The organism is Acinetobacter corruptisaponis (assembly GCF_030053775.1).
In the GTDB taxonomy this organism is placed as follows: Bacteria; Pseudomonadota; Gammaproteobacteria; order Pseudomonadales; family Moraxellaceae; genus Acinetobacter; species Acinetobacter corruptisaponis.
Window position 1 is genome coordinate 2,532,819 of record NZ_CP125669.1, and the last position, 23,620, is coordinate 2,556,438.

28 protein-coding genes and 2 tRNA genes are annotated in these 23,620 nt (G+C 43.2%); 21 read left to right on the forward strand and 9 right to left on the reverse strand.

Annotated features, from left to right (window positions below; translation table 11 throughout):
• The first annotated feature begins 35 nt into the window (after positions 1-35).
• Entirely contained in the window at positions 36-278 is a 243-nt protein-coding gene (locus tag QLH32_RS12035) for a hypothetical protein (RefSeq protein WP_283266416.1), read from the forward strand.
• Between the two features lie 39 nt (positions 279-317).
• Here the strand turns inward: QLH32_RS12035 and QLH32_RS12040 are convergent, their stop codons facing one another.
• Positions 318-1,325: an AraC family transcriptional regulator gene (locus QLH32_RS12040; protein WP_026443915.1), complete on the reverse strand. Its 1,008-nt coding sequence runs from the start codon at positions 1,323-1,325 to the stop codon at positions 318-320.
• A 117-nt stretch (positions 1,326-1,442) separates the two neighbouring features.
• Between QLH32_RS12040 and QLH32_RS12045 the strand changes: the two genes are divergently transcribed.
• The gene (locus QLH32_RS12045; RefSeq protein ID WP_283266417.1) at positions 1,443-2,087 is read left to right on the forward strand and encodes a sterol desaturase family protein; all 645 of its coding nucleotides are present in this window, start codon (positions 1,443-1,445) and stop codon (positions 2,085-2,087) included.
• Between the two features lie 444 nt (positions 2,088-2,531).
• Here QLH32_RS12045 and hisF read toward each other — a convergent pair whose 3' ends face one another.
• The gene (hisF, locus tag QLH32_RS12050; RefSeq protein ID WP_267980836.1) at positions 2,532-3,290 is read right to left on the reverse strand and encodes an imidazole glycerol phosphate synthase subunit HisF; all 759 of its coding nucleotides are present in this window, start codon (positions 3,288-3,290) and stop codon (positions 2,532-2,534) included.
• Between the two features lie 111 nt (positions 3,291-3,401).
• Between hisF and QLH32_RS12055 the strand changes: the two genes are divergently transcribed.
• The 4 genes from QLH32_RS12055 to QLH32_RS12070 are packed head-to-tail and all read left to right on the forward strand — an operon-like array spanning position 3,402 to position 5,731.
• Positions 3,402-4,358: a homoserine kinase gene (locus QLH32_RS12055; protein WP_283266418.1), complete on the forward strand. Its 957-nt coding sequence runs from the start codon at positions 3,402-3,404 to the stop codon at positions 4,356-4,358.
• Positions 4,359-4,362: 4 nt separating this feature from the next.
• On the forward strand, positions 4,363-4,980 hold the full coding sequence (locus QLH32_RS12060; protein WP_279958736.1) for a DUF1294 domain-containing protein: 618 nt from the start codon (positions 4,363-4,365) through the stop codon (positions 4,978-4,980).
• A gap of 24 nt (positions 4,981-5,004) precedes the next feature.
• On the forward strand, positions 5,005-5,397 hold the full coding sequence (locus QLH32_RS12065) for a DUF4870 family protein (RefSeq protein ID WP_004683474.1): 393 nt from the start codon (positions 5,005-5,007) through the stop codon (positions 5,395-5,397).
• Positions 5,398-5,410: 13 nt separating this feature from the next.
• Entirely contained in the window at positions 5,411-5,731 is a 321-nt protein-coding gene (locus QLH32_RS12070; protein WP_279958735.1) for an antibiotic biosynthesis monooxygenase family protein, read from the forward strand.
• 8 nt (positions 5,732-5,739) lie between these two features.
• On the opposite strand, the gene QLH32_RS12075 is transcribed toward QLH32_RS12070, so the two are convergent.
• The 6 genes from QLH32_RS12075 to hisB form a co-directional block, all read right to left on the reverse strand.
• Complete coding sequence (locus QLH32_RS12075) at positions 5,740-6,630, reverse strand: DMT family transporter (protein WP_283266419.1); 891 nt, start codon at positions 6,628-6,630, stop codon at positions 5,740-5,742.
• Positions 6,631-6,778: 148 nt separating this feature from the next.
• Complete coding sequence (gene hisA, locus QLH32_RS12080) at positions 6,779-7,510, reverse strand: 1-(5-phosphoribosyl)-5-[(5-phosphoribosylamino)methylideneamino]imidazole-4-carboxamide isomerase (protein ID WP_004760490.1); 732 nt, start codon at positions 7,508-7,510, stop codon at positions 6,779-6,781.
• Positions 7,511-7,575: 65 nt separating this feature from the next.
• A complete protein-coding gene (locus QLH32_RS12085) occupies positions 7,576-8,232 on the reverse strand; it encodes a 3'-5' exonuclease (RefSeq protein ID WP_283266420.1) in 657 nt (218 codons plus the stop codon).
• Positions 8,233-8,338: 106 nt separating this feature from the next.
• Positions 8,339-8,884, reverse strand: a complete 546-nt coding sequence (locus tag QLH32_RS12090) for a DUF805 domain-containing protein (RefSeq protein ID WP_283266421.1) — start codon at positions 8,882-8,884, stop codon at positions 8,339-8,341.
• Positions 8,885-9,038: 154 nt separating this feature from the next.
• Complete coding sequence (hisH, locus tag QLH32_RS12095) at positions 9,039-9,656, reverse strand: imidazole glycerol phosphate synthase subunit HisH (protein ID WP_283266422.1); 618 nt, start codon at positions 9,654-9,656, stop codon at positions 9,039-9,041.
• Positions 9,656-10,249, reverse strand: a complete 594-nt coding sequence (gene hisB / locus QLH32_RS12100; protein WP_267980828.1) for an imidazoleglycerol-phosphate dehydratase HisB — start codon at positions 10,247-10,249, stop codon at positions 9,656-9,658. The genes hisH and hisB overlap by 1 nt, the downstream gene beginning before the upstream one ends.
• Before the next feature lie 104 nt (positions 10,250-10,353).
• Here hisB and QLH32_RS12105 point away from each other — a divergent pair, with 104 nt between their 5' ends.
• From QLH32_RS12105 to QLH32_RS12175, 15 genes are all read left to right on the forward strand, one after another.
• Complete coding sequence (locus QLH32_RS12105) at positions 10,354-10,731, forward strand: GNAT family N-acetyltransferase (protein ID WP_004760493.1); 378 nt, start codon at positions 10,354-10,356, stop codon at positions 10,729-10,731.
• Positions 10,732-10,839: 108 nt separating this feature from the next.
• Positions 10,840-10,915 (forward strand) — tRNA-Phe (locus QLH32_RS12110).
• Positions 10,916-11,053: 138 nt separating this feature from the next.
• Positions 11,054-11,129 (forward strand) — tRNA-Phe (locus QLH32_RS12115).
• 227 nt (positions 11,130-11,356) lie between these two features.
• The gene (locus tag QLH32_RS12120) at positions 11,357-12,571 is read left to right on the forward strand and encodes a tyrosine-type recombinase/integrase (RefSeq protein ID WP_283266423.1); all 1,215 of its coding nucleotides are present in this window, start codon (positions 11,357-11,359) and stop codon (positions 12,569-12,571) included.
• A gap of 156 nt (positions 12,572-12,727) precedes the next feature.
• Complete coding sequence (locus tag QLH32_RS12125; RefSeq protein WP_283266424.1) at positions 12,728-13,840, forward strand: hypothetical protein; 1,113 nt, start codon at positions 12,728-12,730, stop codon at positions 13,838-13,840.
• A gap of 169 nt (positions 13,841-14,009) precedes the next feature.
• A complete protein-coding gene (locus QLH32_RS12130; RefSeq protein WP_283266425.1) occupies positions 14,010-14,309 on the forward strand; it encodes a helix-turn-helix transcriptional regulator in 300 nt (99 codons plus the stop codon).
• Positions 14,306-14,515: a helix-turn-helix domain-containing protein gene (locus QLH32_RS12135; protein WP_283266426.1), complete on the forward strand. Its 210-nt coding sequence runs from the start codon at positions 14,306-14,308 to the stop codon at positions 14,513-14,515. The genes QLH32_RS12130 and QLH32_RS12135 overlap by 4 nt, the downstream gene beginning before the upstream one ends.
• Positions 14,512-15,063: a BRO-N domain-containing protein gene (locus QLH32_RS12140; RefSeq protein ID WP_283266427.1), complete on the forward strand. Its 552-nt coding sequence runs from the start codon at positions 14,512-14,514 to the stop codon at positions 15,061-15,063. Before QLH32_RS12135 ends, QLH32_RS12140 begins: the two co-directional genes overlap by 4 nt.
• Complete coding sequence (locus QLH32_RS12145; protein WP_283266428.1) at positions 15,060-15,401, forward strand: hypothetical protein; 342 nt, start codon at positions 15,060-15,062, stop codon at positions 15,399-15,401. Before QLH32_RS12140 ends, QLH32_RS12145 begins: the two co-directional genes overlap by 4 nt.
• Positions 15,402-15,530: 129 nt before the next feature.
• Positions 15,531-15,851, forward strand: coding sequence for a hypothetical protein (locus QLH32_RS12150; protein WP_283269331.1), 321 nt, complete (start codon positions 15,531-15,533; stop codon positions 15,849-15,851).
• On the forward strand, positions 15,844-16,137 hold the full coding sequence (locus tag QLH32_RS12155) for a hypothetical protein (protein ID WP_283266429.1): 294 nt from the start codon (positions 15,844-15,846) through the stop codon (positions 16,135-16,137). The genes QLH32_RS12150 and QLH32_RS12155 overlap by 8 nt, the downstream gene beginning before the upstream one ends.
• Positions 16,134-18,587: a DUF927 domain-containing protein gene (locus QLH32_RS12160; RefSeq protein WP_283266430.1), complete on the forward strand. Its 2,454-nt coding sequence runs from the start codon at positions 16,134-16,136 to the stop codon at positions 18,585-18,587. The genes QLH32_RS12155 and QLH32_RS12160 overlap by 4 nt, the downstream gene beginning before the upstream one ends.
• Positions 18,588-19,504: 917 nt before the next feature.
• Positions 19,505-20,104: a hypothetical protein gene (locus QLH32_RS12165; protein WP_283266431.1), complete on the forward strand. Its 600-nt coding sequence runs from the start codon at positions 19,505-19,507 to the stop codon at positions 20,102-20,104.
• A 589-nt stretch (positions 20,105-20,693) separates the two neighbouring features.
• Positions 20,694-21,140 carry a hypothetical protein gene (locus tag QLH32_RS12170; protein ID WP_283266432.1) on the forward strand — a complete coding sequence of 149 codons (447 nt, stop codon included), beginning with the start codon at positions 20,694-20,696 and terminating at the stop codon, positions 21,138-21,140.
• A 57-nt stretch (positions 21,141-21,197) separates the two neighbouring features.
• Positions 21,198-21,929, forward strand: a complete 732-nt coding sequence (locus QLH32_RS12175) for a hypothetical protein (protein ID WP_283266433.1) — start codon at positions 21,198-21,200, stop codon at positions 21,927-21,929.
• 57 nt (positions 21,930-21,986) lie between these two features.
• Here the strand turns inward: QLH32_RS12175 and scpC are convergent, their stop codons facing one another.
• On the reverse strand, positions 21,987-23,507 hold the full coding sequence (gene scpC, locus QLH32_RS12180) for a succinyl-CoA:acetate CoA-transferase ScpC (protein WP_283266434.1): 1,521 nt from the start codon (positions 23,505-23,507) through the stop codon (positions 21,987-21,989).
• Positions 23,508-23,620 lie beyond the last annotated feature (113 nt).

The following is a 23,620-nucleotide window of genomic DNA, read 5'->3' on the forward strand; positions in this document are numbered from 1 at the left end:
CTGTGATGAAAAGAGAATAACAATGAGGGAACGAGATGTTTAAGCCTTTTGTGGATGGAAATGAGTCTTCGGCAATCTATGACCTGACGCTGGAAAATCAGGTCGATTGTGTCAGTCTATATGGAAACCTACAGATCACTAAAGATCAGGTTGGTTTACAGGCTGCCAGAAAGTTGCAGGCCTTTATGAATGAGGTGGTGACAGCCCTGGAGCAGGAAAATCTCCCTGATAAAATTCAGCGCCCACCTGAACAGGAAATCGAAAATCCATTTCTATAAAAAATGCTTTAAGAAACCATCGTTTCCTTATCAATTTGATTAAGAACTATAAATGGTATTGTTCTTTCGCCACTGTTGTGGAGTTAAACCAGTCCAAATTTTAAATGCACGTTGAAAAGCACTTTGTTCCGAATAGCAAAGTAGCAAGGCAATTTCTTGTAGGCTCAAATGCGGATCTTTTAAATATTCCGTTGCGAGCATAAAACGTACTTGTTGCACACGTTCTTGAAAGGTGGTGTTTTGCTGTTGTAAGTGGCGTTGTAATTGTCTTACCGATAATCCTAATTTTTCTGCAATAAAATCGATTTGATATTGATTTTTTTGTAATCCAGTCAAAATTGCATGTTGTAGACGTTGATCGAGTTGAGTGGAATTGGGAAGCTTATCCAATAAAGCTTGAGCTTGTTGTAGCAACAATTGCTGTAAAGTGTGATCGCCTGTTCGAAGTGGCTTAAAGGCTTCGGTAACAGGTAGAAGTAGCTGAGTTTTAGGCTGATCAAAACGGACTTTACAACGGAAATACTGCTCATAAACCATAATGTTTTTCGGTGCGGTATTCACAAAATGCACTTCGTGTAGATTGAGATCTTCACCTGACAGAAATAACTTATGGAATTGCACCATCAGCGCAATTGCAATTTCATCTGTTAATTGGGTTGGGTTGGGTTCTGGAGCTTCCCAGCGGATTGATGCGTAGGGTGGGTTAAATTCAACGACGAGAGGGCTACCATCATAAATTAAGCGATGAAAATCATGATAACGCGCCAATGCTTCGCCCAAGTTTTCACATGACAGTGCGAGATAAGCAATAATTCCTAAATGTTTAGGTTGTACGTGCTCTGCAATTTCTAAGCCTAAACCTGTCTTGGGATTTAAACGATTAAGATCTTCAAGTAAGTCACGCCAAATGACGTAATCAAAACGTTCAAGATTTTGGACTTGTTGTAATTGCTCAGGAATTTCAATATTTTTTGTTTCGCAATAAGCCTTTAATAAATGCCCTAATCCGCCATAAACAGAGCCTGTATAATTCTTGAGTTGAGACATCCTGTCTGTTCCCCAGTTTGTCGTGTTTTGTCAATACAAATATAGCGCATCGTCAATACTTCGCCTACAAAAATTTATATCTTTAATAAAAATAAGGAAACATTGGGAGACTACTGCATGTTAAAGGGTTTTGTTGCAGGTTTGGTGATTGCAAACGGTTATGAATGGTTTGCCCATAAATATCTACTGCATGGGGTTCACCGTAAAGGCAAGCCACGTTTCAGCCCAACGCCAAAACAGATGGAATCGCACTGGGCACACCACCGTGAAGTGCGCAAGCAGGGCTTTTCTGATGATTGTTATGTCGAGGGTCTGGACAACTGGCGTACGCGCAATGAGTTAATGTCACTTGCTGTAGCCGCAGGTGTGTTAAGTGTTGTGTTCTATCCTTTTTCAAAAGGCATGGCGCTTGCAGCGATTTATAGTGCGGGGAATTATTATTATGTTCATCGCCGTGCCCATCTTGAGCCTGATTGGGCGAAGCGTACCATTCCTTGGCATTACGATCATCATATGAATTCGAATCAAGATGCGAATTGGTGTGTAACGCGACCATGGTTTGACTACATTATGGGAACCCGTGTGGTGTCATCGGCGGACTTAAAGGAGGCCAATCCACTTGGTCTGCCATTGCCACAGTCTGTTTCCAGAGCTTTGGGTAACGCAATCGAATCGGTTTTTCCTGCAAAGTGGGTGGAGCATAAGCCAAAACTGGTGCAGCCTGTTGTAGTTGAGGAAGAACAAACAGAATCGGAGGCTTAACAGCAGATCGGCAAGTGCGAAAGAGACGTTGCCATTTTGACAATTTACGACCCCAGAACATGATTCCTTGTCGTGAATTGTCAATAAAATCTGATTTTAATGTCAATATTTTTGTGCATTATCCTACTATCTTAGCTCAAGCATTGAAGATGCTCAGAATTTAATCAAAGTGACTATATTTTTTCTTACCCTCTAGCGTTGAATAAACGCATTTTTCCATACCTTGCTTATGCAAGGTATTTTTTTGCCTACTCGTTTTGCAGGCTTAAACCTGTGAGCAGGTAACGCCCATCACTATCTTTAAATTTTGGTGAATATTGAAAACAGAAAAAACATGCAACCTGCAAAAGTAAAAATAACAGTCCAGAGTAAAGTGTCATACATATTTTTATTCTTTTAAAAATTAAGGCGTAACCGAAAACCCAGCTACGCCTGTGATGTGGCTTATAAACGCATTTCAATGCCTTGCTCAGCCAGATATTGTTTGGCTTCTGGAATGGTGTGCTGACCAAAGTGGAAAATCGAGGCAGCCAGAACCGCATCCGCACCACCCTTTAAGATTCCATCCGCTAAATGCTGTAGGTTTCCGACACCGCCTGAAGCAATGGTTGGAATGCTGACACGATCATTGATTTGACGCATTAAGGCGATGTCATAACCTGCTTTGGTTCCATCGGCATCCATACTGGTTACCAGCAGTTCACCAGCGCCGAAGTCCGCCATTTTGACAGCCCATTCAATCGCATCAATCCCAGTCGGTTTACGACCGCCGTGGGTAAAGATTTCCCACTTATTCTCACCTGTTTTTTTTGCATCAATGGCAACCACGATACATTGTGCGCCAAAACGCTGTGAGGCTTCCTGCACAAACTCAGGGGTAAACACCGCAGCCGAGTTGATGCTAACCTTGTCGGCACCTGCGTTCAGTAGTAAACGGATGTCCTCAACCTTACGCACGCCACCCCCCACAGTTAAAGGCACGAACACGCTTTCAGCCATACGTTCTACCGTACGGTAAGTCGTATCGCGTCCATGATGGGTAGCGGTAATATCTAAAAAGGTAATTTCATCGGCGCCTTGTTCGTTGTAGCGACGCGCAACCTCAACAGGGTCACCTGCGTCACGAATATCAAGGAATTGAACGCCTTTAACAACTCGGCCATTATCAACATCCAAGCAAGGGATAATACGTTTTGCGAGCATAAAATTTTCCAAAAAATCGCCAAGAGAGAAAGGAGACCGACTCTGGTGCTACACCTTCATGGAGGGAACGGGTATTCTATCAAAATCAGAGTGATATTTTGCAGGTTTTCCATGTCGGTTTATACCCCGTTGAGTTTAGAGGAAGTGCAGGCATTTGCCGAGCCTTATGGTTTGGCGGTGATTGACCTGATTCCAATCCAGGGCGGTATTCAAAACACCAACTTTTTTTTGGTGGATCATACACAGAAACAGTATGTTTTAACGGTTTTTGAGGAACTGGATGCCGAGGGGGCGGGGGAACTGGTGCCTGTGCTGGACTGTTTGGGGCAGGCAGGCGTACCTGTCGCGGTGCCGTTGAAACATCACGGTCAGGCTATCCATAGCATTGCAGGCAAACCTGCCCAGATTGCGCCACGCTTAATGGGTGAGCATCCTGAGCAGGCCAGCATTGAGCAGGTGCAGGCGATTGCGCAGGCGCAGGCCAAACTGCATCTGGCCTTGCAGGATTTTCCATTACAACGTGATTTTAATCGCAATCATGCCTATTGGTCAGAGGTTGCCAGCCAACTACGCTCCAAGATGCCCCTAGCAGACCAACAACTTTTAGATCAGGTATTTCAGCTATTTGAGGTGATTAGTCAGGAATATCCAGATCGGCCAACAGGCTTTATTCACTCAGATTTATTTCGGGATAACACCCTGTTTGAGGGCAGTCAACTCAACGGTATCCTCGATTTTTATGAGCTCAACCAAGATGAATGGCTGTTTGATATTGCCATTAGCATCAATGATTTCTGTACCAGTTATCCGCAGGCACATTTGGATATGGAAAAAGCAGAGACATTCCTCACCGCCTATCAACAAGTGCGCCCACTGACACAAGATGAGTTAGCTTGTTTAGATATTTTCTTAGCAATGGCGGCCTGCCGTTTTTGGTGTATGCGTTTGCAGGTCGCACAGAAGAATGCTGAGCAGGGGCGCACAGGGGAGGATATTTTGCAAAAAGACCCGATAGAAATGCGTATGATGCTACAAGACCGTTTACAACAAGTGTTAGGTTTAGGATAGGAATATGCGAGATCAAGGACGTTTGGTGGAATGGTTTGATGACAGGGGCTATGGCTTTATTCAACCCAATGATGCGCATAAGGAGCGTGTGTTTCTGCACATTAAGGACTTTGCCCGTACAGGGCCACGTCCGATTGTCGGCTGTGCGCTGGAATATACAGTGATTCTGGATGAGCGTGGTCGCTATCGTGCCCAGCAGGTGACCTACCTGAAAGCGTCACAGGTGATTGAGCATCGGGCTGAACCAGCTCAACCAAAACAGTCTAAAGCGTGGTCACCCATGCAGATTGGTATCATCATTTATATTATCTTTATGCTGATTGCAAGTTTTAGCAGGCTGCTGCCACCCTATACGCTACTGTTTGTCAGCCTGATGAATGTCCTGAGCTATTGGCTATATGCACAGGACAAAGAGGCGGCCCAGTTGGGGAACCGCCGTATTCCAGAACAGACCTTGCATATCGTGGATTCCTTGGGGGGATGGTGTGCGGGTTGGCTTGCACAACAAAAATTGCGACATAAAACACAAAAACAACCATTTCGTAAGATTTATTTCTGTACCATAGCCTTTCATATACTGTTGATATGTTGGTTAATTTCGCCGCTCAATGTCTTTTATTGAGGGCGTGTCTGGAGATAAATAAAAATGAATTATTCCGTTGATCAAGACCCGAACCGTACTCTAACGCTGGTTCTTTATGTGCTTTATATTATTGCAATTTTTTCTGGTGGTTTATTGGCAGTCATTGCGCTCATTATTAATTATGTCAAGCGTGGTGATGTGCGTGGCTCAATCTTTGAAAGCCACTTTACCTGGCAGATCCGTACATTCTGGTGGTATCTGGCCTGGAACATCATCGCCTTTATTCCATTTTTCTTCCTATTCTTTACAGGGGACAATGCCAATGCATTTGCTGGCGTTGCGCTCTCTGGTACGGTATTTTGTGTACTGGTGATTTTTGCTGCGTGGGTCTGGATTGTTTATCGGGCTATTCGTGGTTTAATCGCACTGAATGATAATAAACCCATGTACCAATAAAATAGGATAAAGCATGATTATTGAGCATGTGCATTTAAATATTAAGCCTGATCAAAGTGAGGCATTTGAGCAGGCTTTCCAGCAAGCCAAAGAGATTATCTATCCCATGCACGGCCTAAATGCCGTGCAACTGATTAAGCATATGCAGCAGCAGGATCGTTATATACTGATGATTTTCTGGGACCAGCTTGAAAACCATACCGAGGGTTTTAGGAAGTCCAGCGCCTATCAGGAGTGGAAAGCGTTGCTGCATCCATTTTATGAGCCCATGCCTACGGTGGAATATTACCAACCCTGTATGTTAATGAAAAAGAAAGAGCCATCAGCAGCATAGAGCGCTTTTTAGCGCTCTTTTTGTTTAGGCTTGTTCCATTTTAACTCACTGACCAATACCCCTAGAACCACCATTAAACCTCCCAGCAAGGCCAGTAAAGGCAGTCGCTCACCCGCAATCCGCCCAAATAAGCCTGCCCAGACAGGTTCACCAGCATAGATGATTGCGGCACGGGTTGGATCAACCATACGCTGTGCCCAGTTCATCACGAACTGAATCAGGGCACTGGCTAAACCTAGGGCCACAGCAATCAGCAGCAGTGCCCATGAAAATTCAGGAATCTTGTGTTCACCCACCATCGGCATACTGGCAAAAGAGAGGAGTGAGGCAACGGCAAGCTGAACCACCGTAACCCGCCTGAGATTGACCTTTCCAGCAAAATAACCAATCAAGATAATTTCCAGGGCAATCACAAAGGCACAGATCAGGGTCAGCACCTGTCCGTAATTGAGGCGGATACTGGAGAAACCATTTCCCGTTAAAAGCACCAGACCTGTAAATGCCAGTGCTGTACCCACCCATGTCATTAAACTGGGGCGTTTCTGGAAAATAACCCACATCAGGATTGGTACGAGTGGAACGTACAGGGCAGTCAGAAAGGCTGATTCACTGCTGAGGATGGTCTGTAGACCAATGGCCTGCGTGCCATAACCAATTGCAATCACTACACCAATTGCGGTGCCTGCCAGTGTTTCCTTTAGGGTTAACCCGCGAATGGAATTGATTGAGATCAGTAGGATGGCCAAGGCTGCGACAGCAAAACGACAGCCGACAAAAAACATGGGGCTACTAAAATTCAGGGCATATTGCACTGCCAGAAATGTGCTGCCCCAGATCATGGTAATAAAAATAAGCGCAAACTGGGCAGCTCTGGGAGAGGAGGCGAGATGGGTTGGCATGGTGTAGAAACAGTAAAAATCAACTTTATATTGTGTATAAACTGATAGCGTCTATGCAAGAGAAATCATCTGTTTCAGCGTGGATCAGGCAATTTATTCAACTCACAAATAAAAAAAGAGCCTGACGGCTCTTCTTTCAGTGCTTTGTTTAGAGGCGATCTTCATCCAGCAATAACTGAGCCTCACGAAGGTTCAGTGTACCCTCATAAATCGCACGGCCTGTAATCGCACCTAAAATACCTTTCTGGCCTTTCAGGTTGCGGACATCATCAAGGTTGGTGACACCACCTGAAGCGATCACAGGTAAGCCTGAGTATTCCGCTAAACTCACGGTTTGCTCAACGTTGACACCTTGCATCATGCCATCACGTGCAATGTCGGTATACACGATGCTGGAAACACCTGCATCTGCGAAACGCTTGGCCAGATCAGTTGCCTTGACATCGGTCACATTGGCCCAGCCATCGGTTGCGACCATACCGTTGATGGCATCAATCCCCACGATGATGTGGCCTGCAAAGCGTTTGCAAGCCTCTTCCACAAACTCAGGCTCTTTCACCGCTTTGGTGCCAATAATCACAAATGACACGCCAGCTTCTAAATAATGCTCGATGGTTTCAAGGGAGCGGATACCGCCACCGATCTGGATTGGAAGCTCAGGCTGTGCGCGGGCAATCGCCTCAACCACAGGTTTATGAATTGGCGTACCTGCGAAAGCACCATTCAAATCCACTAAATGTAAACGACGTGCGCCTTCATCCACCCAGTGTTGTGCTGTTGCTACAGGATCATCAGAGAAAACAGTGTCATCTTCCATGCGTCCTTGCTTTAAACGGACACATTTACCATCTTTCAGGTCAATTGCAGGGATGATTAGCATGCTTTCGCTCCTTGCATCATCTAAAGTTTAAATTGGCTACATATTAGCAAAGTATTGGACGATCTCTAAGTCCTGGATACTGAATCATCCAGTATTCTACTGATTTGTTGCTGGAGTTGAGGTGTGAGTAACTGCTGGGTATAGAGATGGTCAAAAATCAGCAGGGCTGCATAGGCATCTGCCGCCGCATAGGCGATTTGTTTGGAACTCAGGTATTTGACCGCCCAGTTTGAGGTACTTATTTTTTTACTCTTGGCAAAATAACGCTGAAAAAGTAGGGCCACCGCTGTTTGTACTCCGACCTGTGAGGTATAGCCAAAGCTGGAAAAACTTTTAGACAGCTCAATCAGGGATTTTGGCTCAATTCCCTGGCGACGGAATCCACTGGTATCATTTTTGAGGCCAAAACCCACCTTAAGTTGCCGCTCATTTTCCAGAATCGGTTTTAAAAAGCCTAGAATCTCTGTGCTGACCTGAAAAAGATAGGCCTTGTCATGGCTTGCCAACTGAATGAGGTGGGGACCTGTGGATTTTTCGCCCACCTTGAATGTTGGTTTGGATTCGGTGTCAAAACCAAGGATTTTAACCTGATTCAGTTCATCCTGAATTTCACGACACTGTTCAAGCGTGCGAATGACCAGAATATTTTCAGGATGTAGATTCTGGAATACGGGTAACGCTCGTATTTGTTCTTTGCTTAATGCAACGGTTTGTTCTTGCATTTCCCTTTTCACTGAAACTTAACTGATGGGTGGAGCTTAAACGCTTTTGCACAAATGAAAAAGCCAAGTGAGAAAACTTGGCTTTAGAATAACTTTGAGTCAGGATTTATTCAGTATTGTGATTATATTGTTGCTGTGTCTGTTGGGCTCTTTGTACATAGTCCTGATAAGCAGGGATTGCAATTGCAGCGACCACCCCTAAAACAAAGGCAATTGGGATAAGGATAATATAAATCCAACCCAAGACTTTTTCCCAACCCTGAGTGATTCGTGCTGGACCAAAATTATTTTCACCCACTGTACCCTTGGCACAGAATAGGTAAATCAGGAAAATCAGATTTACAAAAGGGACGATGATCAATAACGACAACCATCCGTTTTGATTACGGTCATGTAAACGACGAATGGTAAAAACAAAAGAAAAATATATGAGAGCAATATAAACGATGATAAACAGGACAATTGCAAGGATTGGAAAATCTTGTCCTTGCTCAAGATTGTCTCCAGTTAATAGTGCAGCGCCAAATGCCAAAATGAAAATGGCAATACACGCAACAAGACCACTTAATAAAGACCATGCGGCGTAGGATAATCGGCCAAAACGACCTTTGGGGCTGAGTGGATGATCCACAGTTTGAGTCAATGAGTTCATTGTTATGCCTATCTAAGTGTTTTTATGGGATTGTAAAAATTAAGAAATTGTATGCATGAGAATAATAAAGAAAAATCTTCAGAATAAAAGCTTAAAATATTTTATGAGTTGCAGATCAAGTTATAACAAGAAACTTGATCTGCATGGAACGGACTTAAATCTTCCATTCCACAAAGTTTTTTAACAACTGCAAACCAGCGGTATGACTTTTCTCTGGATGGAACTGGGTCGCGAACAGGTTGTCCTTATGAATGGCGGTACAGAAGTTCACGCCATAATCACAGATTGCCGCCGTAATGGCCGAATCTTTTGGCTCCACATAATAGCTATGCACAAAATAGAAACGTGTGTCCTGCTCAATGTTATTCCACATAGGATGATCTGGATCAAGCTGGTGAACCTGATTCCAGCCCATGTGTGGTACTTTTAAATGTGGAATTTCAGGGAAGTGTTTCACTACACCATCAAAAATACCAAGTGCATCGACACCGCCATTTTCTTCCGAACTTTGCAGTAGAGCTTGCATGCCAACACAAATCGCAAGGACAGGTTTATTGAAAGCTGCCTGACGCACCACCTCATCAATGCCTGCCTCATGCATACCCTGCATACAGTCACGCATTGCGCCAACACCTGGAAAAACAATCTTGTCCGCCTTGGCAATCAGCTTTGGATCATTGGTGACATCAACCGTTGCACCCACATGCTCTAGCGCTTTCGCCGCGGAGTGCAGGTTGCCCATACCATAGTCAAGTAATGCAATACGAGTCATTACAGACTCCCTTTGGTAGATGCAATGGTATTTTCGGCACGTGGATCAATTTCACAGGCCATACGCAGGGCACGAGCCAGCGCCTTAAACACACTTTCAATCTGGTGGTGGCTGTTTTTGCCTTTCAGGTTGTCAATATGCAGCGTCATCAGTGCATGGTTGACAAATCCCTGAAAAAATTCCGAGAATAGATCAACGTCAAAGCTTCCGATACGGGCACGGGTGAATGGAATATCCATAAACAGGCCTGGACGACCAGACAGGTCAACCACAACACGAGACAGTGCCTCATCGAGTGGCGCATAAAAATGCCCATAACGACGCAAGCCCTTTTTATCACCTAAAGCTTGCGCAAAGGCTTGTCCCAGCGTGATTCCACAGTCTTCCACCGTGTGATGGTCGTCAATTTCAAGGTCACCATCGCAATGAATGTCGATATCAAATAGACCATGGCGCTTGATTTGATCAATCATATGGTCTAAAAATGGAACTCCAGTGTTGAGGGTGCCTTGACCAGTACCATCGAGATTGAGACGAACTCGAATTTTGGTTTCGTTGGTATTTCTTACCACTTCACTGATACGTTGCGTCATGGACACGTTCCTCAAAAAACGTCAAAAATGATTGAATTAAAAACCGATAGTTTCGCTGTGACGAAAAAGTGACAGCATCATAGTTTGCTCAGGAGGGTTAATCAATGCCTATTACCGTACATGCTTACCGTTCTCTAGATAATCTAGGGATTCGTACCCAGCTAGAGCGACTTTATGACACCAGCCCAGAGTTTGGTGATGGGCAAGATGCAATGCAGCAACTTGAACAAGATCTGCAACAATATACCACAGTTTACACCGCTGAATTTAACACCAAAATTATAGGTGCAATTTGGTCAACAGGACAAGGTGAAAGCCGTGTGCTGGAATATATTGTGGTTCACCCCGCCAATCGTGGACGTGGCGTGGCGGAACGTCTGGTTGAGGAGGTTTGCCGCATTGAAGAGGAGCAGGGCGTGAAGCAGTTTGAGCCAGGCTGTGGCGCGATTCACCGTTGCCTGTCGCATCTGGGCAAGATCTAGCTGAAAATAGATTCCTGTTCAGTATTGTAGCAAAATTAAACAGTTAATAGAAAAATCCACAAATTGACTTGACGGATTTTGACAAACATTGTTTAATACGCCCACTTTGGCGCGATAGCTCAGTCGGTAGAGCAACGGATTGAAAATCCGTGTGTCCCCAGTTCGATCCTGGGTCCCGCCACCATGAATTTGAAATTTCAATCCCTGATCCCATCAGGGATTTTTTTTGCCTGATGTTTTTGTGTGAAAAATCGGCATTTAAAACAAAAGCTCAGGATAGTTATTGACTATTTGCCTGAGATACGGCTTAATACACGCCATTGGCGCGATAGCTCAGTCGGTAGAGCAACGGATTGAAAATCCGTGTGTCCCCAGTTCGATCCTGGGTCCCGCCACCAAATTGATAAGAATAGACACTACTAGACATTACCAAAGGCTTAAATCATAAAGGTTTAAGCCTTTTTTTATACCCCTAGCCACTACCATCCATCCCCCTTAATCACCTATACTTTGTTGGTATTTTTGTTGGTATAAAGCAATACCAACAATTTAATACCAACAAATGCCCTAATTTCATACCAACAGTCCGCTAGATTTTATACCAACAAATAAGGGGGAAAGCCTTATGTTGACTGATGCACAGCTAAGACGAATTAAAGCCAATCCCAATAAAAAAACGCCTGATAAATACAGCGATACCAACGGGCTACAACTGCATGTTTTCCCGACTGGTCGTAAGACTTGGATATATGCCTACCGATATCAAAACAAGCAGCGTTCACTCACTTTGGGGAGTTATCCCGACCTATCGTTAGCAGATGCACGGATTAAGCTATCAGAAGCCAAAAAAAACTTGAGTGAGGGCATAGACCCAAACCAAGCCAAAAAGAGCAACCTAACCCAGTTAAACGGCGAGCATAGCTTTGAATATGTGGCGATGGAGTGGTATAGGAAAAAAGTAGAGACATGGGCAGTAAGCACCAGTGTAAAAACCAAAGCACGTTTAGAGGCGGACATATTTCCGTTTATCGGCGCAATGGATATTGCCAGTATTAAATCACCTGATCTATTGAGCGTGATTAAACGCATCGAGGGGCGCTCACCTGATACAGCCAAACGAGCGTTACAGGAATGTGGGCAGATATTTAGGTACGGCATGGCATTAGGTAAAAATGAAAACGACCCAAGCCAAGCATTACACGGTTTATTACTCCCCGTAAAAACAAGGAACTTTGCAGCGATTACGGACCCAAGCAAAGTGGGCGAATTTTTAAGGGCAATAGATAGCATTCCCAATACAACACTTGTTGTAAAAAGTGCATTTAAGTTAGCACCTTTGTTTTTTGTGAGAATTGGCGAATTAAGAAAAGCCAAATGGAGCGAGATAGACTTTGATAAACAGGAATGGCGCTACTTCATTACCAAAACCAAGCAGGACCATATTGTACCTTTGTCAAAACAGGCAATCGAGATTTTAAAAGAACTGCAATGCTTAACAGGTCAGCATGAACATATATTTGTTGGCTACCGAAACAATAAAATCCCTATGAGTGACGGCGCAATCAATGCAGCAATACGCCGTTTAGGTTATGACACACAGGAAGAAATCACAGGACATGGTTTTAGGGCAATGGCCAGAACCATTCTGAATGAAGAAATGGGCATCCCTGTAAGTGTTATTGAGCATCAACTGGCCCACAAAGTACCTGATAACTTGGGTACAGCCTACAACCGTACCAAGTTTATAGCGCAGCGTAAAAAGATGATGCAGCAATGGGCGGACTATCTCGATAGTCTAAAACAGGATGTCATTCCATTCCCTAAGCATAAGACCGCATAACATATAGACGACAAATAACGCCGTGCTAATACTTTCCACACCTAGCCACTACCTAAGCGATTCAATATACTGGGTAAGCTAGGTATAGGAGGCATCCGAAAGCATATACCCAATATGTTGACCTAGTGGCTTTTTGGGAATGCTGTGGGGGCATATATGGGGTTATTAGACTTTATTAATACAGATGAAAGCTATGAATACATTTCACTTAAAGAAGCTATCATTTTTTTAAAAGAAAAAACAAACTCAACTATCCAAGAAGTAGCTATATATTTATTAAATAAAGGTGTGCCTAGTGATTTAGCGTGTCATACAAAAGGCTCTGATTACAAAATAAAAGAAACAAGTGGAAAACATTTTAGTTATGGCATGTTTAGACCATATGGCAGAAATTGGGCTTTTGAATACCTGACTAATATCTCTGAAAGCTATAATTGTGCTACATGGGCCGAATTAAAGAATTACAATCCCTTATGGGAAGATTGGGGCATTCCTTTAAATAATGATAATGTTGCACTTCTTGAGAAAACATACTGGTATAGACAAGCATTCCTAAATTTAGAACCTATAAAATCCTTAAATTTATTTGATGAAAATTTGCCTGAATTAAACCCAGACTTAATCCCTATATGGGATGAAAATTATTTAAATATACTTAATGCTGATAATCCTGATTCAAAAGAGACGGGCTTTGATACTTTTGTGGATGATAATTTTTTATACACAACATACGATGAGTCAAATAAGCCTAAAAAACTTCCACTTTATTTTAAAAATAATACCTTTACCCCAAATCAAGTTGATGGCTTAAACGACAACCTATCAACCCAAGAGACTATAGGCTGTGGACAGCCATCCATTCAGCAAGTAGAACCAAGCATTGAAAATTTAAACTGTGAAATTGTACGACTTAGGAATCTTTTAGCAGATCAAACAACAGAAATTCAGGATTTAAAATCTAAAATTCAGGAACTAGAGACACCGCCAACGATTCAGAATGATAAACCTGACCTTTTAGCCTTGATTCTTGATGAAACCCAAACAGATAGATATGCCCCTGACTTAGTCTATTCTATTAAGTTGTGGCTAGACGTGTATGTTAATAACCCGAAAGCCGATAGCCATAACAATAAAGCTAATACATGGATAAAAAATAATACGCCGTATAATGGAGAGCAAGACGATACACCAACACGGCGAATTAGAGAGATTGCTACACCATTTAGGGACTTACACCAATCAAGAAAAAGATTATTAGAAAATAAATAATATTCTAACTATATGATTTTATTGGTAGGTACTTATAGGGACGTAAATTTTACGTCCTTTCTTTTTGCGTTTAAGCCCCTTGTGGGCCGTATTATCTCACCTGTTTAGATGCATCTATCAACCCTTGCCACGAACTGACAGGGGAATCATTTAATTGATAGGTGAATCTATGACAATAGCCAATCTACAAAACTCTGATGCTTTCCTACGCATCAAAGACCTTGCCAATTTCCCTGAACGCAAGGAACGTATCCAACTCCATAAAGCAGGCAAGTGCAAAGGGCAGACTAAACGCATCTCCGCACGTCCAGCATCCAGAGGCATCTTAGGCGTATCTGACAAGACGATATGGCAATGGGTGAAACAAGGTGAATTTCCTCAACCAATCAAACTAGGCAGCATCACAGTATGGCGTTTATCTGATGTGCAGGCATGGATGCAGGCGCAAGGACTGGAGGCACAACCATGAATCATCAAACTGTCATCCTAGACCACCTCCAACAAGGCAAAACCATAAGCCAAGCCGAAGCCATAGAGCTATGCGACTGCTACCGCCTTTCGGCTGTAATTGACCGATTAAGAAAGCAAGGTTTTGACATCGTGACCCATAATGAACCAAACCTAAACAACAAAGGCACACATGCCAGATATGAATTAAAAGAGGTGGCAGCATGAACGCCGTAACCCATTTCGATTTTAAATCCAGTTCCGTTCGTATTGTTTTAGATGACAACGGCGAACCTTTATTTTGTTTGGCGGATGTGTGTAAGGTTTTAAATATTTCACGTTCTTCCGACCTACTACAGATTCAAAGGGGGTACGTTAAAAACGAAACCCCTAAACGATATGGCGCATTAGACCCAATTGGTGTACAGAAAATAAGTGTTTCAACCAATGGTGGCAAACAAGAACTGATCTTTATCAATGAACCTAATCTCTACCGTGTCATTTTTAGATCAAATAAACCCGAAGCACTCAATTTCCAAAACTGGGTATTTGCAGAGCTATTGCCAACACTCAGAAAGACTGGTTCATATTCAGCAAGACAGACCGCTTTTGATGAATTGAACCGCCTGTGTATGCAGGAAAAAGTATCTAAAGAAAAAGGTACGTTCCATAGTCATGGTATGCACCGCCGTAAACATGAAAAGCACTTGAACGCTTTAAAAATCAAGACCTGTAAAGAAAATATACAGCTTACTTTTGAGGGGGTTACACCATGAATAAATCTGTAAACCCTAAACTTACCCCAGTGCTTAAAGACCAAGAAAACGCTTACGTTGTAGCTGAACTCCGCCCGTGTACAGATCAGGACGAATACACTGACCTCGTCATTGATAACGAGCATTATGCCATTCACCGCCTAGATGCTTGCAAGGACTCAGAAACAGCAATGTACACTGCCATTGATATTGAACGTACAGAGCCAAACCACAAGCACATCACGCTACACCTTGAAAGCCTAATGAAGCTGATACATGGCATACACGGCGAATATGAGCCACAGCCACAACGTGAAGTATTTAGGCTGCTAGAACAGGCAAAGGAACAGGGGTCTTAAACCATGAATCAAGATTTAAACCCTATACAGACTCCAATAAAACCTTATGGTTTAGACTTGCTCCATCAATCTGTGGAGCAACCTAATTCAACGTGCGTTCAACGCCTGTTAAGAAATGATAAGGCTGTGATGTCATGTTTAGTCACGTTTTCAGCTTTAGAACTTGCATATAGCCCTATACGCCGTTATATTGATTCTGCTTTGAGCAAAATCTCAAGGTTAGCTTTGGTCGGCTATCATTCAATAGGCGCATATAGTCCGCTCAGGGCTTTTTTTATGCGTACTATCTCTATGCGTTCGCATGTTATGGCGAAGCTGTGGAGGGATACTTTCGAGTATGCAGGTAACCTATTGAGCCTGTCGACCAACCCTTTACAGCTTTGCCACCTTAATTACTTGGTCGTAATTGGCAAAGCTCCATCATCAATAGGAGCGCATACCCATGCCTAAATCAAACACGCCTAAAACTTACGATATTTATGACATCTATGACGTTCAATCATTGGCAGCCGTCGATATGGACTGGATGGAAACATCTATAGAACTTATCCGTGCGAAAGTTAAAAAACTATCAAAACGTTTAGAAGAAAGTTATGGAGTGCATGGCTGTAATTTTTCTGAATTGGAAACAATGATTGATATGTTTCAATATTTGGCATTAACCCGAAATGATTACCACCAACAACAAGAAAAAGCCTACAAAGAGGAAATGGACGTACTGGAGGGTAATAAATGAATATGAGACCCTCATGGGACACCACACCTGATCTATTTGAGGACGGCGAAAGCCGTTCTACCCCTCAGAAACAACAAAGCCCACTGGAGGAAGTGGGCAATGGTGACGTATCAACAGGAATCATTGACGCTTTAGAACATCAAACAGAAAGTTTACTGATTGTATATCAAAATGAAATCATTAAACAATTAGGCGGATGCCCCTCAGAAATACGCCGTTCAATGATTGAGAACGCCACCCAATACGGTGAGGCTGATGACAATGCCCTGTATGGTTTAGCCGTATGGGATTTATACGATACAGACCTTATGCCAAAAGGGGTTATATTCACCAATCCATCAATAGACAATTTTCAGGACATTGTTTATGGATATGGTGGACACTATTTTAACCGCCGTAAACAAAGACAATTGCCATTGATAGTAACGGATGATTTATTGCTGGCATTTAAGACAGCGTATCCAGTGTATACCAGCCACCCTACAGGACACATCAATGCCCATACCCTCAAGGCATTAATGCAGGCACATCCTGACCTATGCTTTATTGCCCCAGTCCATCAACAGGACGATATTCAACGCCGTTACACTGACCTCAATGTCAAAATGGCGTTTATTCCTGAACCGCCTAACCTTGCCATGTCACAGGATGAACTGGATGGCATGATCAAGGTGGCAGTTGAACAAGCCAAAGCCCCTCCAAAGGGGCATATTGCCAAACCGTTTAAAATGGATGATGGCTCATGGTTGCATATCCTTGAAAGTGGCCTGTATCAGATCAAGGAAAAACAGGACGAGAATGGCGAAACCAAACAGAGCAAAATCCTGATTTCCAATGCCCTAATCATTTTGGGAGAAGCCCGCAGCCTTAAAAATGACAACTGGAAACGCGTCATCCAGTTCCATGATAAAGACCGCACACTGCATACCCTGATTATTCCCTATGAGAACTTTATGGGTGAGGCACAGGACGCTTTAAAGCTGATTGCCAGCCATGGCCTGATGCCACCACGACAGACCCATAAAAAGAATGTATTCATCAACTACCTACAGGATTACCCCATAGAGAAACGCTTTCGCTGTGTAGATCGGACTGGATGGTATGGCAATGCCTTTGTCACCACCAACCGAACCTATGGCAACAATGGCGATGGTGAGGAGTTGCTATTTCATAGTGAGATGAAAGACCCCTACAGCACAATGGGAACGCTTGAGGGATGGCAAGAATTAAGCCGATTGATCGAACCTCATGCCCTTGCCGTTCTATCCTTTGCCTGTGCATTCTCAGGGCAACTGGTGACACCACTGGATATAGAAAGCGGTGGCTTTCATATCTATGGTACATCCACGGATGGCAAAAGTACCATCACAAAGGCAGCCTGTGGCATATGGGGAAAACCCAAAGACGTATCAAAGTCATGGCGAACCACTGACAACGCCCTGGAGAATGATGCCGAACTCCGCAATGACAATTTCCTCAACCTTGATGAATTACGGCAGGCGGTCCCAAAAGCAGTTTCGGATATTGTCTATATGCTGACAGGCGCACAGGGCAAAGCCAGGGGCAGTAAATCAGGCAGGAACCGAGACACCAAACACTTTAACCTGATGTATACCTCGACAGGTGAAATTGCCCTCGAGGACCATTTACGCCGTGGTGGCATTGAAATGGATGCAGGGCTACTCCTCCGCTTTGCCCATATCCCCAGTGATGCAGGCAAAGGTTACGGCGTATTTGAGCAGATTAACTATGGTAATGGCCCCAGTGACGTTGGCAACCGTATCAATGAACTGGCAGCCAAACACTACGGCCATGCAGGCATTAAATGGCTGGAGTACCTGACCACCAATAAAGACGACCTGATACTACAGGCGCAAACCATGCTGGATGACTTCATGGTCAAACATGCCACCAAAAACAGTCAGGCGGTGCGCGTATTGCGCCGTTTTGCATTGGTGGCGGTTGCAGGTGAACTGGCAACACAGGCAGGGATTACAGGATGGCAGCAGGGGCGCAGCTTTGAAGCTGTGGGACAATGCTTTAATACATGGCTAGGTACGCTGGGCAATGGTGAAAACATTGAGGAAAGCAAGATACTGGAGCATTTCAAGGCATTCTTTGAAGCCCATGGGACAAGCCGTTTTGAAAGCCTGACCATTATCCGACACCCTGACGGTGAAACCATCCGCCCACGTATTCATAACCGTGTTGGCTATTATGACCCTGATGAGCGTATCTACCTTGTATCAAGCACCATGTTTAAGCAGGAAATGTGCATAGGACTCAATGAAGCGAATGCCAAAAAGGTCCTTAGAGCAAATGGATGGCTTGTACTGGGTGAGGATGACCGAGTGGTGAAACGCATGGGCGGAAAATTACCCGATGGCAGCCGTCCGAGAATGATGCATTTTAAGGCTGATGTGATGCACAGCTTTGATGATGAATCCTGAAATCATGTTTTTATGACGGGACGTGTGGGACGTTACCAATATATTTTAGTTTAATGCATTGTTATATATAAATATTATAACGTCCCATTAAGTAAGTTATATGTTTTTTATGTTTGGGACATAGATGGGACGTGTGGGACATAGTGTAATGCGTCCCATTGTGTCCCAAGTATCATACTGATATTTTGGACGTATTTATTATAGAGTGGGACGTATGTTGTTTATATATAATCAATATCTTATCTATACACGTCCCAAAAGTCCCACACGTCCCACCTAAAAAGGCACATACATACAGCTAAACGAGAGAACAACATGACAAATGCCATTCACATCATAATTGGGGTTAGTGCTCTTTCCATTTTGGTTGGCAGTATATTCTTATATTTTCGCTGGAAGTTTATCAAGGCTCTAAATAACCTGAACCGTAAAGCGATGTGTATCCACATTTCTGACTTTATTGACCCTAATCTTATTAAGGTCAACAAGAGCACACCCAATAGACGGAGAATCTTATGTAGTGGGCATTATGAAATGCTGAAAAACAGAAAAACAACTAACAATCACTAACTTATTACCTTGACGAAAACCCTTAAAAAACACACTTAAAACTACTCCATAACGTATATATGACAAGGCTTAAATGGTTATTTGCAGATAGTTTTATGTCTTGATTCTGTCAAGGTAAATTGCTTGATTCCTCCATATCCAACCTAAATCATTAGTGAAATAATTACCAAAAAACGGCGTAAAATAGACTCCAAGCCTTATATAGTAATGCTTAGAGCATGATTTAAAAAACAGTAAAAAAGTGCATTTCGTCAAGGTAAAACCACTGTTTTTAGGTATATTTTCCTTAATTTAAGGCTTAAAACGGTACAAAACAGGCTATTTCGGTCAAAAAAACAGGTAAAAACATGCAAAAAACACATGAAAAAGTAGAAGATTGCCTAGCTTTAGATAGTCGCAGCATGGCGAAATCAGCAGTTTTTGAGGATGGCAGACAAGGTACATGGGGATGGCACAATACTTCTACTGGTGAGGAAGTGGCAAAAATTGGATATAGTTACCATAATCAACAATTAACCTTACATTATCAATTCAATAAACAGCCTTATCATTACAGTATCAATATAGAAACAACGCCATGTCATTACGGCGGTATGCGTTATTGGTTTACTTGTCCCGATTGCCATAAACGAGTCGCCAAGCTATACCTGAGAGACAGCGCCTTTTCATGCCGTATATGCCAAAAACTAAACTATGCAACACAACAAGAAAATAAACTGGATGGCACTAGACTTGTCATGTGCCGAATTAGGAATAAGCTCAACTGGCAGTATGATAATGCTTGGATGAAGCCTTATTACAAAATTAGACCCAAAGGAATGCACCAAACCACCTTTAACAAATTGGTTGATCGACATGATCAACTGGAGAACAAAACAAACCGCTACCTTATGGCAAGTTTTAAAAAACTATCTGATCGGTATGGAGCTGAATTGGTGCGCACCTAAAAACAGTCATTTCTGTGCGCACCTGATTGCGTACCACGCACCATTAAAGCTAAATAGTGTGTATGAGGCAGAATGCAGTTGTAAGCGTTTATCAGACAGCAGCTTTAACTTTATTTTAACTTTTTGCTTTAACTTTTCGCCTATGGGGAATTTTTTTTTATGCATGGGAGAGGGGGCGGTGTCCTATCAACGAGCTACTAAAAACTTTTACCCTCCCCATACTTATCTAAAATTGAATATCATCCCAAAATCATAGGGTACTTTTGCGTTTTGTTGGTATTTTTGTTGGTATAAATGAAAGTGTGAAATCTAAAAGTATTGCTGTTAAAGGTTTATAGGCTTCAATTCGGTTGAGGGTCCCCCACCATATTCAAAAAGCCCCAAACGAAAGTTTGGGGCTTTTTTTATTGTTTGATAAATTTTATTGATTCATTGACCAACCATGCGCTAAGCTTTCAAGAATTGCATGAAAAATTTGATTGCAAAAATAATAGGCGAATGGCGCCATAATATGCGTCTTTTAAAGACTTGGGTAGAATAACTCAGACGATCTAAAAACTTTAAATACAATGATATAAAAGGTATTTCTATGTTCAATACAATTAAATTAAGTACAGCTGCATTTTTATACATATTTTTAACTGCTTGCGGGGGAGGCGGCGGTGGTTCAGCAAGTACGGACTCTTCCTATTCTAAAAAAATTACCAAAGGTGATGTGACCTATACCTGTAAATCACAATCTGCGGCGGATGCCTGTGAAAGTCAGAATAACTGTTCCGCCTGCGAATCATCAGATAATTCAAGCCCAAGTACGACCATTACCGCACAGTGCGCAACGGGAACCAATACGGTTACGGCGACACAAAATGGTTGTGTTGCATCGATTGGACAGGTCCAGCAAACCAGCGTATGTGTGGGCACATCACTCAGAATGCTTACAGGTACAGGCTTTACCAAACAGTATGTTATTGATAATGGCACATCATTTAGCAGTGGAGTGACCTTAAACGGAACAAAAGTCAGCTGTGCTTCATAATTAAGCCGTAAGTCATGTTTTAAAGGTGGTGTATCCACCTTTAATTTTGGAATACCTATGGAAAAATGGCTTTATTTGTTATGTTTAAGTGTTGGATTTGGTTTGGGGTATCTGGTCGCGGATTTTCGGCATTTGCCAACAATGCCGTCAAAACCAGTACAGACTACAGCAAAATCTGATCACCATTCTCCTGAAATCACAGATGTTGATGATCTTACGGCTTTTACCGTACGGCAGTTGGAAAGTAGTAAAGTACAGCCATTCAATACACTTTCTGGGCAGCAACAACGGCAAATTTCGCAAATTCTTGCCAATACACCCGAACAGCAAGTCTCTGACTATCTCAAAAAGGCATTTCCCCGACAGGATTTCTCCATGATTCGGGATAAAAAGGTTTTTGCCCAACGTGCCCTGGAAGAACTTGGTTCACAAAATGATGATCAGGTATTGGCAGGTCGGTTGGTGCTGGCACTTACGCCAGTCATGCCACAATCTTCAGAGGATTTACATCAGGTCCATCATTTCCAAAATATCTTTGCTCATTTTGATACGCTAGGGAAGTTTCCTGAGGATCAGCAGGTTTTTATCCGCTGGTTAAATCGGGATACAGGTGAGATTCTGGTATTTACACCAAGAAATATTAGTCAGGATTCATCACAAAACTGGATCAGTACTGTACCCACAAATGGCTGGCAGACAGGGAATTATGATGTCAAAGTCTACCAGATGTCCGATCAACTCACCCCGATTGCACAGGCAAGTTATCATATTGCGGAAGTGTTAAACTAATGCAGATAAAAAAGCCAGTTCAACAAGACTGGCTTTTTTATCTCGTAGCTTAGGAAATTAAGCCGATTTAGCAACCTCAATATTGCTAACCAGCATATGGCCTGTTTCTTCAAAATTTGCATGCCAGGACAGCGCTTCACGAAGCAGGTGAGGTGTATGTCCACCACGTTCACAGGCGCGCTCAAAATAGTCCTGAAGTGCGTTACGGTAAAGTGGATGTACACAGTTCTCAATGATCACCTTGGCACGTTCACGAGGTGCCAGGCCACGTAAATCCGCTAAACCAATTTCAGTCACCAAAATATCAACATCATGCTCGTTGTGGTCAACATGGCTGACCATTGGCACGATAGAGGAAATATCACCGCCCTTGGCAATCGACTTGGTTACGAAGATGGCTAGGTGTGCATTACGGGCAAAGTCACCCGAACCACCGATCCCATTCATCATTTTGGTGCCGCAAACGTGTGTTGAGTTCACATTGCCGTAGATATCAAACTCAAGCGCGGTATTGATACCAATAATACCTAAACGGCGAACCAACTCTGGGTGGTTGGACATTTCCTGTGTACGCAACACCAGCTTGTCACGATAGGCCTCAATATTGCCAAACACCTTTTCGCCATATTTCTGTGACAGGGTGATAGAGCAGCCTGACGCAAATTTCATTTTTCCAGCATCAATCAATTCAAAAGTACAGTCCTGCAATACTTCTGAATACATCACCAGATCTTCAAAAGGAGAATCTTTTAAGCCCGTCAGCACCGCATTGGCAATCGAACCAATACCTGCCTGTAAAGGTCCCAGGTTTTTCGGTAAACGACCCTCAGCCACTTCTTTTTCAAAAAAGGCGATCAGGTGATTGGCAATTCCTTGAGTCTCGTCATCTGGCGGGGTGACGGTTGATGGCGAATCCAGCAGGGTGTCATTGAATACAATACCGACAATTTTGGCAGGGTCGATATTGATGACCGTACTTCCCATGCGCTCATCCACCTTGGTCAATGGAATTGGCTGGCGTGTTGGGCGGTAGGTCGGGATGTAGATGTCATGCAGGCCTTCAAAGGCGGTGCTGGTGTTGGTATTGATTTCAACAATGACTTTTTCAGCAAAAATCGCAAAGCTGGCCGAGTTGCCCACTGATGTGGTTGGAATGATGCCACCATCTTCAGTAATCGCCACAGCCTCAATCACCGCAATATCTGGTTTTTTCAGTTGCAGGTTACGCATGTGCTCCACAGTTTCGGACAGGTGCTGGTCAACAAACATTACTTCGCCGTTGTTGATGGCGCGGCGCAGGGTGTTGTCCACCTGGAATGGCATGCGACGTGCCAATACACCTGCTTCAGTGAGCTGTTTATCGAGGTCATTGCCTAGACTTGCACCTGTAATTAACGTGATTTTTAACGGATTTTTCTTGGCGCGTTCAGCAAGTGCCTGAGGAACAGCTTTCGCTTCGCCTGCGCGGGTAAAACCACTCATACCCACCGTCATGTCATTTTCAATAAAGCTGGCAGCCTGCTCAGCACTCATCACTTTGTCATGCAGTGAGGCAAGGCGAATACGATCTAGAGACATCATCCATTCTCAATTTTGATTTTCATTGGATATGGATTTTAGCGCTAAAACGTGAAAAGTGAATTGAACTAAGGCTAAGGTCTAATAGGGTGAAAACAATAGGACGAGGGGTT